This window comes from Photorhabdus asymbiotica (genome assembly GCF_003634575.1).
In the GTDB taxonomy this organism is placed as follows: Bacteria; Pseudomonadota; Gammaproteobacteria; order Enterobacterales; family Enterobacteriaceae; genus Photorhabdus; species Photorhabdus asymbiotica.
In genome coordinates this window covers 413352-431652 of record NZ_RBLJ01000004.1, presented here as the reverse complement: position 1 = coordinate 431652, position 18301 = coordinate 413352, and the positions used below count along the sequence as shown (strand labels likewise).

Sequence of the window (18301 nt, the reverse complement as noted above, 5' to 3'; positions counted from 1 at the left end):
CAAGTGAACGAATCCCCAGGAGCATAGATAACTCTGTGACTGGGGTGAGTGAACGCAGCCAACAAAGCAGCAACTTGAAGGATGAAGGGTATAAATGTTACATATTTATACCGAACTATTTCATTGCGACACAATGAAAACATTTTACTTTAATAATCAAGAAAATAACTGGCACACTTAAGTAAGACCAGAATCAGAATTATCCACATTAAATAATTCATAATTGGGAAGAGCCGATAAAATGAAGAAGAGGGAGAGTTAATATATACCCAATAGATTTCAAGATGTAGCGCGACGGCAAGGGAGCGAATCCCCGGGAGCATAGATAACTCTGTAACCGGGGTGAGTGAGTGCAGCCAACAAAGAGACAACTTGAAGGATGAAGGGTATAGAATTTTAGTCGTATATAGAACATGAGAGTTACCTCGCATTTTGTTTAAGATTGCAAATCTATACCAAAATCGGTAACTCTCAATTTTTCAAGACTCCGTGTCAGCGAAAATCGTGCTTAATACAGATTAAATTATTTAATCGCTTACTTTCCAAATATCCTGGTTTTAGCTGGTATTCCGTCTGAGAATTTTGTACCACTCCAATCTATCTGATTGGGCGGTATGCCGAATTTTTTCCATGTTAATTTCACGGGTACTCCGAGTATACATGCAGCAATAAATCGATGCTGACCATCCATTATATGGGTAAGCCCTGTCTGGCTATTGCGCCAGACAACAATTGATATTGGATTTCCCTTTGTTTTGAAATTTTCTATTTTTTCGTCGACAACTTTTTGAAAAACTTCTGCTTGAGCAGGTAATGGTGCTGAATTTCCAATATCACTTCTTCCCACAGGGCTGCCTTTTAATATTGACGTGTCATATGTGTCCTCATTTCCTTTTAGTTGAGGTCCGTTTGCTGTTTTTCTTAATGTTACGGGTTTTAACATATTTTTATACATATTTAACTCTCATCCTTTTGAATTGTGTGGGGCATCAGATATTACTGAATTTTCTTTTTTCGTCACCAACTTTGGTGTATTATTTTTTATCTTTCCTTTATCATTATTTTATTCAATATTCGACTGTTTAGCCCGTTGTTTATTATTCTCACTCAATATGACTTGATCTGTTTTTAAGCTATTTCGAAAATCTTTTTAAGATCAGCTACGGACATAATATCATCATCTATGAATTTAAAATAAAAAACATATTGAAAATAAACATATTAAAAAAACATTCTTATATAAAATCATTAATTAATTTAAATACCGACCACGAAAAACACGTTCCCAACAACACTCATTTAATAAAAAATCAATTGCCTTTCCTTATAAAATTTCACATAAAAAGATATCATTTAAATAATATTTAAATTGCTATTATTATCTTAAAAAACATAAAATAACCAACAACACCACCTAAATTTAATTATTTAAAAATAACCATTTTATTCTTATACAATAAAAACATCATAATTATCCATTTTAAATAATTCAGAATATGAAAGTGATAAAACAATAGTTAAGAAAAACCGTTTTTTGTCTGTCATCATGTTTTTAAATTCTGGAAAAAAGAATATACCCAATAGATTTCGAGTTGCAGCGCGGCGGCAAATGAACGCATCCATCCCCAGGAGCATAGATAACTCTGTGACTGGGGTAAGTGAAAGCAGCCAACAAAGCAGCAACTTGAAGGATGAAAGGTATATCTGTACCAAAATTACCATAATGATTATATCAGGCCATTTTAGAATAAAATGGCCCCTTTCTATATGATACAGCTATCCGTTGCCGCCAATTGTCGCCGTCATACGAATTTGGCGGTTATCACTGATTTCAAGGTTAGATAAGACAACCAATTGAGGTAAAGTCCTCCGCAAGAAACGTGATAGTAGCGGACGTAATGCATGGTTAACCAACAGTACCGGAGGTGCGCCCAGCATTTCCTGACGTTGCAAAGCTTCAGTCGCCTGCTGTTGCAGCTTATCCGCTAATCCTGGCTCCAAACCACCGCCATTTTGTAACGCCTGAATTAACAAACGCTCAAGGCTAGCATCCAATCCGATGACCTGAATTTCCTGTGCTCCCGGGAACCACTTCTGAGCAATCGCCCGGCCAAGCGCAATTCTGACGACAGAAGTCAACTCATAAGGATCAGTTTGTCCCGTGGCATGCTCAGCCAGAGTTTCAATAATTGTCCGCATATCGCGGATCGGCACTTGCTCAGACAACAGATTTTGCAAAACCTTATGCAAGGTTGTCAGACTAACAATATCGGGAATAAAGTCCTCAGTGAGTTTTGGCATCTCCTGACTGACTCGCTCAAACAGTTGCTGAGCCTCCTGACGCCCAAACAATTCATTGGCATATTGCGTCAACAGATGATTCATGTGGGTAGCGACAACAGTACTGGCAGCCACCACAGTGTAACCCTGAACCTGAGCCTGTTCTCTGAGACTGTCATCAATCCAAACCGCAGATAATCCAAAAGCCGGATCTTTAGTGATATCCCCTTGCAATTCGCCGACTGCACCGCCAGGGTTTATTGCCAGCCAGCGCCCCGGATGTGCTTCGCCGCGACCAATTTCTACCCCCTTCATTAAAATACGATAGCCAGCTGGTGCCAGTTCAAGGTTATCCCGGATATGAACTACGGGAGGTAAATATCCCATTTCCTGAGCAAATTTCTTACGAATTCCACTAATTCTCCCCAACAATTCCCCATTCTGGCGAAAATCAACCATTGGAATCAGACGATAACCCACTTCCATACCCAAAGGATCTTCAAGCTGAACATCGGACCATGAAGCTTCTGATGTCTGCTGTTGTTCTTCCGATTTTGGTTTTTCTATATTTATCGCTGGGCTATCGGCACGGCGATACAGATACCAGCCAAGACCTGCCAACGCCGCAGTAAACAACAAGAACACAAAATTTGGCATCCCCGGAACCATACCCAACAATCCGAGAACACCGGCACTCAACATCATCACCCGCGGATTATTGAACAGTTGAGTGACCATCTGCTGACCAACATCCTGATCGGTTGCCACACGGGTCACAATCACACCGGCAGCGGTCGAAATAATTAAGGCGGGTAGCTGTGCAACTAAGCCGTCACCAATGGTTAACAAGGTATAAGCTTCCCCGGCATCGCCCAGACTCATGCCGTGTTGAGCCACACCAACAATTAAGCCACCAACAACGTTGATAACCAGAATCATTAATCCAGCAATCGCATCACCGCGCACAAACTTACTGGCACCATCCATCGAACCATAAAAATCAGATTCTTGTGTGACTTCAGCACGGCGTTTCTTCGCTTCTTCCTCACCGATTAATCCGGCATTCAGATCAGCATCAATCGCCATCTGTTTACCCGGCATGCCATCCAACACAAAACGCGCACCAACCTCAGCGATACGCCCTGCACCTTTGGTAATTACCATGAAGTTAATCAATACCAAGATAATAAATACCACAATACCGATAGCGAAATTACCGCCAACCAGAAAGTGACCGAATGCCTCTACCACGCGCCCCGCCGCCGCAGAGCCGGTATGCCCTTCCAATAAAATGATACGCGTTGAAGCCACATTAAGAGACAAACGCAATAAAGTTGAAAACAACAATATTGTCGGAAACGCCGCAAAATCCAGAGTACGCCGGGTAAACATGGCCACCAGCAATACCATGATTGATAGGGCTATATTAAAAGTAAATAACAAATCAAGCATGAATGGTGGCAATGGCAATACCATCATCGACAAGATCAAGAGGATCAATACCGGCCCAGCAAGAATTTGCCATTGCGAGCCTTTCATATTGCCCGGTAAACGAAGTATAGAGGCCAGATTAGCCATGACGATTATTTTCTCCAGCAAAATCCAGTGCTGGCGGCACTGGCAGATTTTCAGGTTTCTTCGGCTTCAAGCCGCCTTCCCGTTTCCAACGTTTCAATTGGTAGACCCAGGCAAGAACTTCCGCTACTGCCGCGTAAAGTGTTGCGGGAATATGCCCCCCAACTTCACTATGGCGATAAAGCGCCCTGGCAAGTGGCGGTGCCTCAAGGAGTGGAATGCGGTTTTCTGTACCCATTTCTTTAATCCGCAAGGCAATTATTCCCGCACCTTTCGCCAATACCTTTGGCGCACTCATTTGTTTTTCGTCATATTGCAGAGCGACAGCATAGTGAGTTGGGTTAGTAACAATCACATCCGCTTTCGGAACATCCGCCATCATACGTTGACGAGCAGCTGCCCGTTGTTGCTGACGGATACGTGCCTTAACGTGTGGGTCCCCTTCTTGTTCTTTAAATTCATCCTTTATTTCCTGACGAGTCATTCTCAGTTTTTTCAGGTGGCTGTATATCTGGTAAACAACATCGAAAGCCACCATCGGTATTAACATGAAGACGACCACATAACCGGCAAAGATCAGCATCTGCATTGCATCATCCAGTGCTAACAGTGGAGGTTGAGCTATCAGCCGTAACATAGAGGGCCAGTTCATCCAAAGAAACAAAGCGGCGCCAATACCGACAAACCCGGCTTTAAGCAACGCTTTAAATAATTCAGCTAACGCATTCATTGAGAAAATACGTTTCAGACCTGAAATCGGATTTAATTTTTTCGGATCAAATTTGATGGATTTGGTACTGAATACTAATCCACCCAACAGCGCCGGGGCACTTAATGCCACTAACACTAATCCGGCAAAAACCGGCAACAAAGCCCAAACAGCTTGCCGAAGCAATCTGCCAATCTGCTGAACCATCTGCTTATCATTGCTGACCATGCTATGGTCGAAATTAAAGCCTTCAAACACCATCAACGACAATTCATGCGCAATTGACTGACCGCTTAGCCAGAGCAAACTTAAGCCGCTGGTCAGCATCAATATAGAACTCAGCTCTCTGGAACGGGCAATCTGCCCCTCTTTGCGGGCTTTTTCCCGTTTATGGGGCGTGGGTTCTTCTGTCTTCTCAAGATCGCTATCTTCAGCCACGGCTTTCCTTGTTAACTTTCAAAACGCGGTCGGTCAGAAAATATGGAATCAAATGGCCGTTAGCATGACAAAAGAGAAAAAATTCGATGGCTGGAACAATGAGAAATTTGGCGGGGTATTTGTAGGATCAAGTTCGATATCTAAGGCGATTCAGCAAAGACAAATGCGATTCCCTGCAACATTTTCCATGGAGATTTACTGTTTCTTAACCAAATTTCAATGTTAGTGGCGAAAAATCAGCCCTCCCCTCATCATTTTCAGAACATTCTAATATATCTTTAAGTGAAATTCTCATGCATTATTAATCATTGATTAACACTTAAATGGTAATTATATGATAGTTATTTTGATTAAAACCACTTTTAATATGGTAAGCCAATGGAGAAGCGAATAGATGGCAATCGGATATTTCCTGCTCGTTGGTGATAAAACCACCTGTGGCGGCCAGATTATCACTGGTGACCACACGATGATATTTAACGGGCGGGCAACCGCGCGTGAAGGGGATAAGGTGACCTGTGGTAAACATCCCGGTACTTATATGATTGTCGGTGGTGTCTCAGATATGTTTGACATGGGACGCAAGCTGGCTGGCACACTGGATAGTGTCAGTACTTGCCCGTGTAAAGCTCGGTTCATTAATTCGGAGAGGGACAGTTATGAGAAACAGGATCAGCCCGCTGACCGGGCCATGGTGCCTGTTAATATGGCTGCGCAGAATTTCTCGTCGCCGCCGGGAAAAATGGCAGGCGTTCAGCCTGCTCCGGTTCCTCCTGTTGCGAAAGCACCACCGCCGGTACCGGTGTTCACAAAATCCTGCTTGCGGGGCAAAGGCTGTACCGATGCCGGAACTGAGGCTGAACCCGCAAATAACTTTGGCAAAATGGCGATATACCAAGTTCCGTCATCATCGCCCGCCCCCGCCACGGCACCAAAGCCTGAGCAACCTCCACAGGGTAGCAAACACCCGCCCAAACCGGATAAACCACAGGATAAAAAATTACCGTGGTATAAACGATGGTTTAGCGGCAGCAAAGATAAGGCCGAAGCCGCTGCTACTGCCGTGGCTGCTACCGCCCGCAGCGCGGTAGCGGATGGTGAAGCACTGGCAATGCGTTACATTGGTGGTAGCGCTATTAGCGCCGGGCGCTGGCTAGCAGCCCCCAATCCGGTAACAGTCGGATTAATGGGAATATTTTATTCGCCGAAATTGAATGAAGGCGAGGAGGATTACTTAAACCGGTACCATCTTAGTGAGATTGCTGAGCGATTTGATAAAGCGCCAACCCGAGTTCGTTTTCGCTGGATCAGAGATGAAAAAAGCGGCAGGATGACGGTTCAGGGGTACCACGTCAGCCCGGAAAGTGGACTGGATAGAGTACCGGTTCATATGATGAGGCTGAATCGGACTACCGGTAATTATGAATTCTGGGAGCCAGGAGAAAACAGGCCGACGATTTTATGGACGCCGAATGAGCAGGAATTTAAAGTTCCGGCCCATACCGGAAATGAAGAGCAGCCGTTTATTCCGTCGCAAATAACCGTATTGCCAATCCCGGATAAAGTGGGCAGCGATATTGAATCATTGCCTATGCCGGAAGAGAAGGATTTTCGTGATTATATTCTGATCCTCCCCATTCCGAATATGCCGCCGGTGTATGTGTATTTAAGTAAGCCGCCGGTGAAGTTGTTAGAGGTGGATTTGTATAGTAATTTTGCGGGTAGGCCAAGGAATGGGATGCATGCTGATCATATGCCTTCGGCTGCTGCGGTTCGGGCCTATTTTAAGAAAAAATACCCCGATGCAAAAGAAAATGAGCTAAGAGAAATGGCAAAAGATGTTGCAGCTCTCATCATTCCAGCAGAAGTTCACCAAAAGCTTAGTGCAACTTATGGAGGTAGAAACTCACCTGTTCAGATCGAGCAGGACTCAAAGGATTTACATGCCGCACTTGAGCGAGATTTTAATACGATAAAACCAGCATTGAAGAAATATGGTGTAAAAGAAGAACAACTTGAAAATGCCAGATCCAAAATGCACAAACTTAATCAGGAACAGGAGTTATACAAATAATGGCGACTAACATTGAAGCATTGATTAATTATCTGGGTAAATCCTATCAGGAAATTTTTGATGAAGGATTAATACCTTATAAAACTAAGCCAAGTGGTTTTCCTGGTGACGATATTATTTGTCTGGAAATGGCAAAAGAGGGCATATTTTTAGCATTTTATCGGGAAGGAAAACGTTTAAAGGAAATTACATTGATTTTGCTAAATGAGAAGAAACCTCTGTATAAATTTCCCAACGAATTGCCATCTCCTTTAGTGCCACTGATGACCCGGCAATGGGTTCATGAACAATTTGGTAAACCTGAAAAATCACTTTCTCCAAGGAAAAGATTAAAGAAAGATATTGGTTGGACAGAGTTATATACTCTCCTAGGTTTTCGAGTTCCAGTGAATATGCAAGTTGATTACGATCTATCTGAGCATGTCAAAGAAGTGGCATTTTTACCCCCCTCAGAAGTACGTTGGTAGTCAATAAAGGAGTTTTTTCTTGAGAGCCAATTCATTAATCAGCAGTTTAAAAGGCTATATTGAAAATGAATTGGCTTAATTGAGAAAAGAGGTTATATAAATAATGGCTGATGTTGTTGCAATCATAAATAATTTAGGACAAACAGTCGATATATTGGTTGAAAAACAACTTATTTCGGCTGAAAAATTTGAGTACATTTTTAATAGTGACGAGGAATTCCATTATCAGCCTGAACCTGGGCTCATGCTAGTTTTTGATGAACTCACAAAAAAATTAATCTCTGTATGTATTAGTTTGACATCATACCTGCCCGAAATTGAAGTTTATAAAGGCAGTATGCCTCCACCATTTCAGTCTGAAATGGATAAAACTACAGTGAGGGCTATTTTAGGTCAACCTTCTGAGATTAATGAAGCTACAGAAGTACCAATTATTGGTATGGTTGGCGGTTGGGATGTTTATATCAATTGTTTAAAAGACTTATATCCAGCAATCAATATTGTGTTTGGGTACACAGTACGTCAAACAGTAAGTGATCTAACCTTTAAAAGATCTGAGTAAAGAGTAATATCTCACTATCTATTTTGGATAGCATAGGCAGCGATATTGAATCGTTGCCTATGCCGGAAGAGAAGGATTTTCTGGATTATATCCTGATCCCATCCATCCTGAATATGCCGCCGGTGTATGTGTATTTGAGTAAAAATAAAGACACTCAGATTTAGACTGAAACAAAGAAATTACTGCCTGTATCAAATGCATATAATCATTGGGAAAAACATAAGCATGAATTTCCTGAACTTAAAAACTCTAAAGAATATGTTGATGCTACTCATGACTTTGTTAATAATCCTCCTAGTGGAACCTTAAGGAAAAAGAGAGCAAACGGTGATGAAATTTTTTATCACCCACTTTCAAACACATTTGCATCAAAGAGCAAAGATGGTATTCCCAGGACAATGTTTAAACCGGAAAGAGGAATAGAATATTGGAACAGACAATGATGAAATATAATACTTGTCCGTGTTGCGGTAAACGGACAATTGAGCGTTTAGGGGAATATGAAATATGTCCGATATGTAATTGGGAGGATGATCCTGTTCAATCAGCAGACCCACATTTTTCAGGAGGAGCTAATTCTATGAATTTAGAAGATGCGAAGAAACTCTATCTTTCAAAGAAAGATTGATTTTAGAGTTAAATATTCTTTGTAGTATTTCATTGCTTTTATTGTAAGTGATTAATATTTAGGTAAAATTACTATCAAATGAATTATTCGCATAATATTATCAATAAAAAATAGTGGCTTATAAGGACTGAGCTCTGCAACCAGCAGAGTTCAGTCATAACTATATATACCCTTCATCCTTCAAGTTGCTGCTTTGTTGGCTGCTTTCACTCACCCCAGTCACATAGTTATCTATGCTCCTGGGGATTCGTTCACTTGCCGCCGCGCTGCAACTCGAAATTTATTGGGTATATATATTAAAATAATTTCAATAGTCCTTTCCACCTTTTTCATTAAAATAGAATGTTATCTCTAATATATTTATCCATTTTATTTCCAGTAAATATAATGTTTCATAGGCTAGTACCTGATCCCCTTCATGAATATCATGGCATTCTCGTAATTCATCAAGCACTAGCACATATTTAATTTATCCCAAGTTAAACCTTTAATTCCTCTGGGGTTCCCTCTCTATATGGCACCAGCGTCGTCCTATCTTGTGAATCAACCGCACAATGATTATTACCGACAACAAGCATGACCAAATCGCTGGTTGCTTTAATTGCGTGATCTATTTGTCCATTCACAAAATAACAAACCCCAGGCTCTATTTCATGCTTTTCTCCCGCATAAATAACATAACCCGTTCCTGCGAGTACAAATAAGATATGATGCCCTAAGTGAGTATGATTCTGCATCCCCTCATTTTTGCTGAAACGAATTAGATCAGCACCAAAGCCATCAAACGAAACTAATCCCTCGCCCGTTCCCATACTATTAACCATTTTATGGTTTCTAGCCATTGTATCGACAACAAGATGTTCACCATTCCAGTGACAAAATCTATTTTTAATAAATTTCATATTACCTTCCTTTATCTCTACAAATAAAATTTTATTTTAAAGTAACTATCCCTCTATCAAATGAAATAATATTTCCCAGTAAAATCCTAATCTTCAAAAAATTATATTGACAAAGAAATTAACTGGTTGTTAACAACATATCAAATAGAAATATGTAATTCCATAGTAGTATTTTACAAAAACTCACTTTGTGATAACAATCACTGTAAAATTCTTATTTTAAATATCTTTGCGGAAGATAACTTCAGTTTAAAATAATATCTGGCAAAATTTAGGCTAATTACATTATTAATCCATGACAATAATTGTGTTAATTAAGCCCAGCCTTAACCCTCACTAAGAATAACCATTTCAAAGAGATATGAACGTCATCTTTTATTTTAGCCAATAAATATATACAATTAATTCTGCTACTACTCTCAATAAAAATATTATTATACCCTTCATCTTTCAAGTCGCCTCTTTGTTGGTTGCACTCACTCACCCCGGTCACATAGTTAACTATGCTCCCGGGGATTCGCTCCCTTGCCGTCGCGATGCATCTTGAAATCTATTGGGTATAAACACTATTTTCTTAGCTAAATCCGTCGCATCCCCCCTTTCAATGCAAACGGGAACATAAGACAAACAAAAAAACCCCACAATCTTTTTCGATGATTGTGGGGTTCTGCAACTATTTCATCATACTCTCTGGTTTTCCCGTTCCGCTTCACTTCCTACAACTTTGCAACCACAGATTCATTGTTAGGTAACCAGTAACGCCGATGTTCAAAAGCATATTTAGGCAATCGAATACGCAACGGTTTTTGCCCAGCAGGCCAGCAGGTACGCCAATCTATATCCTGACCTTGTAACCATAAAAATCGAGAGTCGTCCTCTGCCATATGGAGCCATTGTTCTTCATTGACTGAAGCAGACGACACAAAATCACGTAACTGGCTCAGGAGATCTTGTCTTGACGTCGCAACAAACAATGCACGATGAGGTAAAGCAGCCCTACCAAACTGCAATGTCCAGCTCACCGCTTGCAAATCGATATTTGCATCGCTTTCAATAAAATCTCCCAGCATAACAACCATTTTTTGCAACGATGCCGGGCTATTAGCGGCAATAGGATAGTAATATTTCTCCGAACTGGCTTTAACCGATTGCTGGGTTTTAGTCGGAGCTTCCTCCAAAATAACATGAGCATTACTTCCACCCAACCCAAAGGAACTTAATCCAGCAAAACGTTTTTGCCCTGCCCCCATCTGCCAGGAGTGTACTTCCGTAGCCAATTGTAAACGCGTATCCGTGCTATCAATTTCAGGATTCAAACGCTGAAACGCAGCACAAGGTACAATAGATTTATGCTGTAACATCAATAAGACTTTAACTATGCCAGCTAATCCCGCAGCGCCCTCTAAATGTCCTATATTGGCTTTTACTGAACCAATATAACAAGGCTGCCGGGTTTCTCCTGATTTATCATGGTGAAAGACTTCGTTAAGCGCGTTAAATTCTATCGGGTCCCCCAGAGAAGTCCCCGTTCCATGTGCTTCCATGTAACTGATTTGCTCCGCAGAGATGCCTGCCTGCTGCAAACAATCATTGACTAATGCAATTTGCTGCTCTGGATTAGGTGAAGTCAGTGAGTTGGCTCGCCCACCATGATTTACCGACGATGCCCGAACGTATCCATAAATCAGGTCCCGATCCTCTAATGCCTGTTTGTGCGTTTTCAGAAATAGGCACACCGCCCCTTCACCACGGACAAAACCATTAGCATCTGCATCAAAAACCCGGCAACACCCATCTTTAGATAACATTCCCGCTCGATAATAAGCAGCCATGTTAAATGTGTTGCTCAATAGATTAATACTGCCAACTATCGCCTGTTGGCATTCTCCAGAACGCAATGAATTTACAGCTTGAGTCAATGCAGTTAACCCGCTTGAACATGCGGTATCAATTTGTAAACTCGGACCAATAAAGTTGTAATAAAATGATAGCCTGTTTGCCAGAAGGCAATTCAGTGTTCCCGTCGTTACATAAGCATTTGCCATCGTCATATCAGCCGTAACGAGCTCACGATAGTCATTACTGCATGAACCGATAAAAACACCCGTTTTTGATCCTGAATAGCCCAGCGGATTAGCCCCACTATCTTCGATGGCCTGCCAGGTCAGCTCCAATAGCATTCTCTGTTGCGGGTCCATCATCGCTGCTACCCGCGGAGAAATACCAAAGAATGGCGCATCAAAACCATCAATACTATCAAGTAAGCCAGCTTTTAATGCCTTTTGAGGCACCGGAACAGCGTAAGGTTTCCCAGATGCAAGCCGTTCCTCGGGAATCTCTTTGATCACACTGCGACCAGATTTTAAAATTTCCCACATTTGCTCAGGAGAATCTTCTGCTCCAGGGAGCCGGAAAGCCATGCCTACAATAGCAATAGGCATCTGTTTCGTATCACCAGCATCGCTTATTGATGGAGCAATAGCGTTCAGATGTTCCAACAAGACAGATTTGGCTATCTGCTGTTCATCTGGACTGAGTGAATGATATATGTGATACAGATTATCCATGCTGCTTCCCTCCTTCTATGAGGCGCTGCAACCTTAATGCGGCTTCACCATCAAGGTCACGTACTGCATTAGTAAAGTCATCTAAGGAATGCTTTTTCTTCTCAGTCAGTTCAGTGCTGGAAATGTCAAGATACTCAATTAATCGATGCGGCGAACTATAGCGCCAGAACAGGGTTGGAGATAATTTTCGATGAAAATCCCGTGACATCAGTTCCGCAAGTTTTACCGCTTTAAGCGAATCAATACCCAAATCAGCCCAGGTACGTTGCATCATTGATTCCGTAAAATCTTCATCCCAATTCAGGAAATCAGCCAAAAGTGTACGTAACTGACCAGAGGCCGATTTGCCAGGTTTACTTTCCATTTGATTGGCAACTGATTGTGAGCCAGCCAGAGCACGAACCTGAGTAATAACCTCAGTAATGAATTCAGACGCTTCTACCCCATTTAGCAAATAGTGATTAAATGCCAGAACCAGGCTCATTTCTTTGTTGTGAGGCGCACCGATAAACAATGTTGACTGAGATGGCGGCACAATCACAGGTACGGCAAAGGTAGCTCCATCGTTGCCGGTATATGAAATCATCATAGGAACATCAATATCGACGGGCAGTTTTTCAGCATCTGGATCAAGTACACTATTCAGATGCTGTCTGAACTCGAAAAAGCCCATTGTCTGCGTTCCCGGTACTTTTAACGAACTCAAATCACCTTTTTCGTCCAGAAAAGCAATGCCTAGGTTGATATCCGTATAAGTGTGATAACGTTCTTGATCAAGCGGTCTCGAACGCAACATCGGGAATTTTTTCAGTGCCTGAGCAACGGCATAAGTGATGACCTGAAATGGCGTTATCCACTCTTGTTGACCGGAGGTTTCCGTTAAATGACGAATGGCTTTATCAACAAGCTCAATTGGTAATGGTTTCGCCGCCCAACAAGGCTGTACGGTCGCACTATTTAACCGGATTGCACGATTAAGACGTTGCTGATCTCTTGACAGAAAACCTACATTGCCATTTTCTGCATTACTCTTTTCTGCCGGTTTGGTTTCGCGGTGCTGTTGAAGATAATCATCAATATGGCTTGGCAATAATGTCCCATGTTTTTCCGCCAGTTGGCTAAGAATTTGTGGTTCAATGTGATGTTCTTGTGCGTACTGACGGGTTTTTGGCGGAATACGCGCAGGAGGCGCTGATACCTCAGGAACTGCCGCCACTATCTCCACTTTTTCCAGCGGAGGCAACTCTTCACTGACAGGGGAAGGCTCCGCCAACTCGCCAACAGCTCTAATGACGGCAATAGCCGATCCAACTGGGATAATGTCATTTTCCGCCGCCAGCCATTTTTCCAATATCCCCTCAACATCAGATTCAATGGTAAAAGCAGCCTTATCCGTCTCCATTTCATAAACAGGTTCATCACGCTTGACATAATCTCCCACCTGCTTAAGTAACTGAATGACGACAACTTCCGTGGTTCCTTCTCCCATCGGGGGAATAAACAACTGTGCCATAAGTTCTCCTTAGCTCATTACCGCATAGACGGAGGCCAAAATGTCATCCGTGCTGGGTAAAACAGCTTTTTCTAAACAAGGATTAAAAGGAATATGAATATCTTCACGCGTTATCAGGCGCGGAGGTGCCAGTAAAGAGAAGAAATTGTCATTCTCATCCAAAACATCAGCAATAATGGATGCACCAACACTGGCCGTCCGGGTATCCTCTTGCACAACGATAAGCCGCCCGGTTTTGCGCAAAGATGCCGCAATCCGTTGTTTATCCCAAGGTACCAGACTACGTAATTCGATCACTTCAATGTCAATATTGTTTTTTTCTGCCTGAAGAGCCGCCATCGTCGCAAGCTGAACGGTATTCCCCCAGGCAACCAATGTAATATGCTGACCAGCCCTGACAATATTTGCCTGCCCAAGCGATACTGGCGTCACCTGCCGGCGCTCATGACGTTCTCTCATCAGGTGTTTAGGGATCAGGATCAGACTCGGCATATCCAGACTTAATGCGGTACGGAACAGTGCGACGGTATCGGCGGGTGTTGTTGGAACAAGCACATTAATACCGGGAATATGCGCTAAGATGCCGTCCGAACTTTGGCTGTGCCATATACCACCGCCAGGAAGATAAGCGCCATAAGGAGCATATATCACCACCGGACAACGCCATTTTCCCACGGTTCTCCAACTTAAAGTGCCAAGTTGTGACTGTAACTGATTGAGGCCCAATCCAACAAAGTCGATAAATTGCAGTTCCACAATCGGACGCCAACCACAAGCGGACAATCCAACAGACGAACCAATAATCGTGGCTTCAGAAAGAGGGGCATTAAAAACGCGATCAGGATAACGAGTAGATAAGCCGCGAGTGAAACCAAAAACCCCCCCTTTAGGATCTTCAATATCTTCACCAAATAACAGCACATTCGGATGCTGACTCAACGCCTCATCCAAAACCTGATTTACCGCTTTAACCTGTGTCTCTTCAGCTTCCATCTCAATATGTACGACAGGAGCGCTTTCACGATTACACAAATAAGTACTGACAGTTGCAGGATCAGGCTCTGCCTCGTGATAAACACGCTCAAATATTTCCGCTACATCAGCTTTAATTTTCTCTTTTTGTTCAGCCAATTCCTGCTCATTAAGCGCCCCTTTTTCCTTTAAATAGGCAACATAATTTTCAATAGGGTCCTGGAGTGTCTCCAGCTCATCCGGGGTACGGTACAGTTTGTGAGAATCTGAGTTGGAATGAGAATCTAACCGATCGACACGACAAACCAAGATGCAAGGAGTCCGCTCAAATCGCGCCTTATTGAATACCTCCTGTGCAACAGGGAATACGGTTTCCGGCTTGCGAGCATCAACACGGCGGATCAAACACTCGTCAAATATTCCCAATCGATACGGAGCCATCTTCTCCGTTGACGTACTAATACCCAGTTTATTATCAGAAACCACAAAGACGACGGGCAACCGCCTTTCAACCGCAAAGCTGACCGCTTCATAAAATTCGCCCTGCCGGGTCGCCGCATCGCCAACACCACATACAACAAGGCCATTCTTATTGTCCAATACGCTTGCCCAGGCTGCTCCTGTCGCAGGAATACATTGGGTTCCTGTCAGACTGACTACCGAGAAAATATTATGCTCTTTAGAGCAAAAATGATTCGACATGGTCCGGCCAGCTGAGTGAGAAGTGGCCTTTCCCATCAGTTCCCTTGTCATTTCAACAATAGACATACCACGCGCTAATACTAATGCCCGATCACGATAGTAAGGAACCAGCACATCATTCTTTTCCATAAGCTGTGGCAACACTGCCAACCCTTCATGTCCAGCAGCCGACACATGGAACCAAGCTCGGCCTTGCCGTGTGACTATTGCACTACGATTATCAAATTCCCGTGACAGCAGCATGTCATAAAGTAACTTTTGCTCATCCAAACAATCATTAATTGAAGGGCTGTGTTCCTTAAGAGGTACTTCATTGATCTGTACGTCTATCACTCTCTTTTTCCTCACAAATAGTTAACGTGGTAGTTGTCGTTATTGCGCTTAAAGTTTGATAAAAAAGCAAACACGGGGTAGTCCCGTTCATGATTACTTGAGAGACTATAGATCCCGATAAAGAAGTGAACGTAGGGTTATTGCCTACACGAATTGCAAAAGATAGAAGTATACGGCCACAATTTTTAATTACGTTTATACCCGTCATATTTCAAGTTGCCTCTTTGTTGGCTGCACTCACTCACCCCAGTCACATAGTTCGCTATGCTCCCGGGGATTCGCTCCTTTGCCGTCGCGATGCATCTTGAAATCCATAGGGTATACACCGTCATCTTTCAAGTTGCCTCTTTGTTGGCTGTACTCACTCACCCCAGTCACATAGTCCGCTATGCTCCCGGGGATTCGCTCCTTTGCCGTCGCGATGCATCTTGAAATCCATAGGGTATACACCGTCATCTTTCAAGTTGCCTCTTTGTTGGCTGTACTCACTCACCCCAGTCACATAGTTCGCTATGCTCCCGGGGATTCGCTCCCTTGCCGTCGCGATGCATCTTGAAATCCATAGGGTATATACACCCAACATGGGGAGAAAGATTATCTCCATAACCATAATAAATGGTTTCGGCTGTCATGGTATTCCCTAAATTTTTAGCATTGTCCTGAACATAATGTGACACCATTTAAAAAACTCCAACCGATGAACAACAGCCATTCGTTAAGAGTGGAGCCAACAAACATCGGCATTTCCATGATTACAATACAATTAAAAAAACAGGTTCTTACCTATGTCTTTAAATCCTGTAATGATAAGACATAAAAATAATTCATTACTTTGCTAAATTATTTTAATAATCAGATTTTTTCGACAAGCTCTTCATTAAGCATTTTTATGTTTAACCAAGACATAGCTTCAATAATAACACGTATTATACCAATTGGACTTGAGACTTTATGCTCACATTAGAATTCATTATATTTTGTGATGAATATCAATAATCACCTCCTCATATCAAGCAATAGATAAAACTGAATTGACGAACTCATCCAGCATCAATCCTGATATTTTATTAAAATTTAGATTATTATCTCCTCTGTTTTATCATAAAAAAAACTGTAGTAATGCTGGAATGATCACAAAAAGGGCACCAAAAATTTTAACTATATGATTATTATGAATTTATCACCCCAAACACGCTGATATTATAATGCAATTAATAGGATATCAACATATAAAAACATATTTCATAACTCTTTGAATATATTATTAATCATTCAAATAGTAAATTAAAAAAATGATAAAAAGAAAGATAATTTCTAAAAGGTCGAGTTGAACGAACTTATCTCTATGTTATATATAAGTTATTTCCATAAATGATAGAATCAAATACATTATTCATTTTCATACTTCGAGAAATGATGAATTAATGATTAATTCATGCAATTATTTCCATTTCAGATGTTCTTTATTATTTTAAACAACAAAGGCTGTAACGGACAGCCTCCTTTGTTTAAGTGTGGTTATACCACTCTCATACATCATCAATGATAACTGAATATATCTTCAAGCCGGTTATCTGAGTGGCAAACGGGACTATCAAACGATTCATTTTACACACGCGAATTCCACGATCTGGACGCCGGATTAGAATTCTACACGCCACAGACGACACAAACCGCAGATAGCCGTCGTCTGATGATCGGCAGGATGAATAAACCAGACGACAATCTACAACAATTGCGTGGCAAGCATACCCGCTGGCAGGGTATCGCCAGCTTTATTCCGTCCCTAAACATCTCTACCGCCGAACTCATAGTGTAGAAGTTTTTATCAATCATAGTGAAGCAGCGATGAATTCCCGCTACCCCCTACCCTACAGCTATTACTACAAATACGCGGAAAAGCGAAATTGACACTGTAATACTGGCTGCTGATGCAATAAATACCAGAATAAAGGATTAGCCGATGAAATCTGATACTGTCAGTGAAGAAAATGAGGAATTTTATCTTAATCTCGATCAATACCATTATGATTAATTAAATATTTTTTCAATATATTTATATACAAATGTAATTATTAACTTTGCTATATTTTTCTAATCAGAAAATAAATGTTTTATTCATCTCTTTTGCTAATTGGTTAATTTACTTTAATGACTCACAATTAATTCTTACGAGATTAAAGTAACGTAGAATTAGAACATAATAATGACACGAACAGAAATACACATTAATAACATATTACATCGCTCACCTTAATTACGTATTCTTAGGATTTTACCTAATCCAGGAAAATAAAAACAGATAACGTACAGCAGTATTTTATCTTAAATTAACCAATTGAAAATAATGAATAATTATGAGACTGAAAAATTACAAGTACCTTTAAAACATATTAGTTCTCATGAAACACACAATGTCCAATATCATTATCAAAATTTTTTATTATAATTACTATATTACTCATAGGGTTTATTGTTCAAGGGTTTAAAGCCCTCTTTTGATCTATACTGAGTACCAGTAGCAAAATCAATAGTATTATTAACTAAAATCCATAAAGCAGATAAATGGAAGATAGAAT

The 18301-nt window shown here is 41.4% G+C and carries 16 protein-coding genes and 1 pseudogene; 7 read left to right on the top strand and 10 right to left on the bottom strand.

What is annotated here, in order from left to right; genetic code table 11:
• Positions 1 to 535 precede the first annotated feature (535 nt).
• Positions 536 to 955 (bottom strand): hypothetical protein, encoded by a 420-nt coding sequence (locus tag BDD30_RS17700; protein WP_015834799.1) that lies wholly within the window; start codon positions 953 to 955, stop codon positions 536 to 538.
• Positions 956 to 1645: 690 nt separating this feature from the next.
• Here BDD30_RS17700 and BDD30_RS24780 point away from each other — a divergent pair.
• Positions 1646 to 1771 carry a hypothetical protein gene (locus BDD30_RS24780; protein WP_282958050.1) on the top strand — a complete coding sequence of 42 codons (126 nt, stop codon included), beginning with the start codon at positions 1646 to 1648 and terminating at the stop codon, positions 1769 to 1771.
• A 5-nt stretch (positions 1772 to 1776) separates the two neighbouring features.
• Here BDD30_RS24780 and flhA read toward each other — a convergent pair whose 3' ends face one another.
• Positions 1777 to 3858, bottom strand: a complete 2082-nt coding sequence (gene flhA, locus BDD30_RS17695; protein WP_015834800.1) for a flagellar biosynthesis protein FlhA — start codon at positions 3856 to 3858, stop codon at positions 1777 to 1779.
• Positions 3851 to 5002, bottom strand: a complete 1152-nt coding sequence (gene flhB, locus BDD30_RS17690; protein WP_015834801.1) for a flagellar biosynthesis protein FlhB — start codon at positions 5000 to 5002, stop codon at positions 3851 to 3853. The genes flhA and flhB overlap by 8 nt, the downstream gene beginning before the upstream one ends.
• 394 nt (positions 5003 to 5396) lie before the next feature.
• On the opposite strand from flhB, the gene BDD30_RS17685 reads away from it, so the two are divergent.
• The 5 genes and pseudogenes from BDD30_RS17685 (at position 5397) to BDD30_RS17665 (ending at position 8733) form a co-directional block, all read left to right on the top strand.
• Positions 5397 to 7076: an S-type pyocin domain-containing protein gene (locus tag BDD30_RS17685; protein ID WP_015834802.1), complete on the top strand. Its 1680-nt coding sequence runs from the start codon at positions 5397 to 5399 to the stop codon at positions 7074 to 7076.
• Complete coding sequence (locus BDD30_RS17680) at positions 7076 to 7543, top strand: DUF6392 family protein (RefSeq protein ID WP_015834803.1); 468 nt, start codon at positions 7076 to 7078, stop codon at positions 7541 to 7543. Before BDD30_RS17685 ends, BDD30_RS17680 begins: the two co-directional genes overlap by 1 nt.
• Before the next feature lie 103 nt (positions 7544 to 7646).
• Positions 7647 to 8105 carry a DUF6392 family protein gene (locus BDD30_RS17675; protein ID WP_015834804.1) on the top strand — a complete coding sequence of 153 codons (459 nt, stop codon included), beginning with the start codon at positions 7647 to 7649 and terminating at the stop codon, positions 8103 to 8105.
• A 26-nt stretch (positions 8106 to 8131) separates the two neighbouring features.
• Positions 8132 to 8548 (top strand): annotated as a pseudogene (locus BDD30_RS24890) (S-type pyocin domain-containing protein); the annotation flags it as partial.
• Complete coding sequence (locus tag BDD30_RS17665) at positions 8533 to 8733, top strand: CPCC family cysteine-rich protein (RefSeq protein WP_387795100.1); 201 nt, start codon at positions 8533 to 8535, stop codon at positions 8731 to 8733. The pseudogene BDD30_RS24890 and the gene BDD30_RS17665, both read left to right, overlap by 16 nt.
• A gap of 479 nt (positions 8734 to 9212) precedes the next feature.
• Here the strand turns inward: BDD30_RS17665 and BDD30_RS17655 are convergent, their stop codons facing one another.
• The 7 genes from BDD30_RS17655 to BDD30_RS23745 all read right to left on the bottom strand — a co-directional run bounded on the left by BDD30_RS17655 (position 9213) and on the right by BDD30_RS23745 (position 16224).
• Positions 9213 to 9635: a cupin domain-containing protein gene (locus tag BDD30_RS17655; protein WP_015834805.1), complete on the bottom strand. Its 423-nt coding sequence runs from the start codon at positions 9633 to 9635 to the stop codon at positions 9213 to 9215.
• A 310-nt stretch (positions 9636 to 9945) separates the two neighbouring features.
• Positions 9946 to 10128: a hypothetical protein gene (locus BDD30_RS23240; RefSeq protein WP_147408141.1), complete on the bottom strand. Its 183-nt coding sequence runs from the start codon at positions 10126 to 10128 to the stop codon at positions 9946 to 9948.
• A 223-nt stretch (positions 10129 to 10351) separates the two neighbouring features.
• Positions 10352 to 12202, bottom strand: a complete 1851-nt coding sequence (locus BDD30_RS17650; protein WP_015834806.1) for a type I polyketide synthase — start codon at positions 12200 to 12202, stop codon at positions 10352 to 10354.
• Positions 12195 to 13715 (bottom strand): biotin/lipoyl-containing protein, encoded by a 1521-nt coding sequence (locus BDD30_RS17645; protein WP_015834807.1) that lies wholly within the window; start codon positions 13713 to 13715, stop codon positions 12195 to 12197. The genes BDD30_RS17650 and BDD30_RS17645 overlap by 8 nt, the downstream gene beginning before the upstream one ends.
• A gap of 9 nt (positions 13716 to 13724) precedes the next feature.
• Positions 13725 to 15722, bottom strand: coding sequence for a dehydrogenase E1 component subunit alpha/beta (locus BDD30_RS17640; protein ID WP_121302747.1), 1998 nt, complete (start codon positions 15720 to 15722; stop codon positions 13725 to 13727).
• 237 nt (positions 15723 to 15959) lie between these two features.
• On the bottom strand, positions 15960 to 16100 hold the full coding sequence (locus BDD30_RS23750; protein WP_158307071.1) for a hypothetical protein: 141 nt from the start codon (positions 16098 to 16100) through the stop codon (positions 15960 to 15962).
• Positions 16084 to 16224, bottom strand: a complete 141-nt coding sequence (locus BDD30_RS23745; protein ID WP_170152969.1) for a hypothetical protein — start codon at positions 16222 to 16224, stop codon at positions 16084 to 16086. Before BDD30_RS23745 ends, BDD30_RS23750 begins: the two co-directional genes overlap by 17 nt.
• Before the next feature lie 1047 nt (positions 16225 to 17271).
• On the opposite strand from BDD30_RS23745, the gene BDD30_RS17630 reads away from it, so the two are divergent.
• Entirely contained in the window at positions 17272 to 17541 is a 270-nt protein-coding gene (locus BDD30_RS17630) for a hypothetical protein (protein ID WP_081461592.1), read from the top strand.
• The last annotated feature ends 760 nt before the right edge of the window (positions 17542 to 18301 follow it).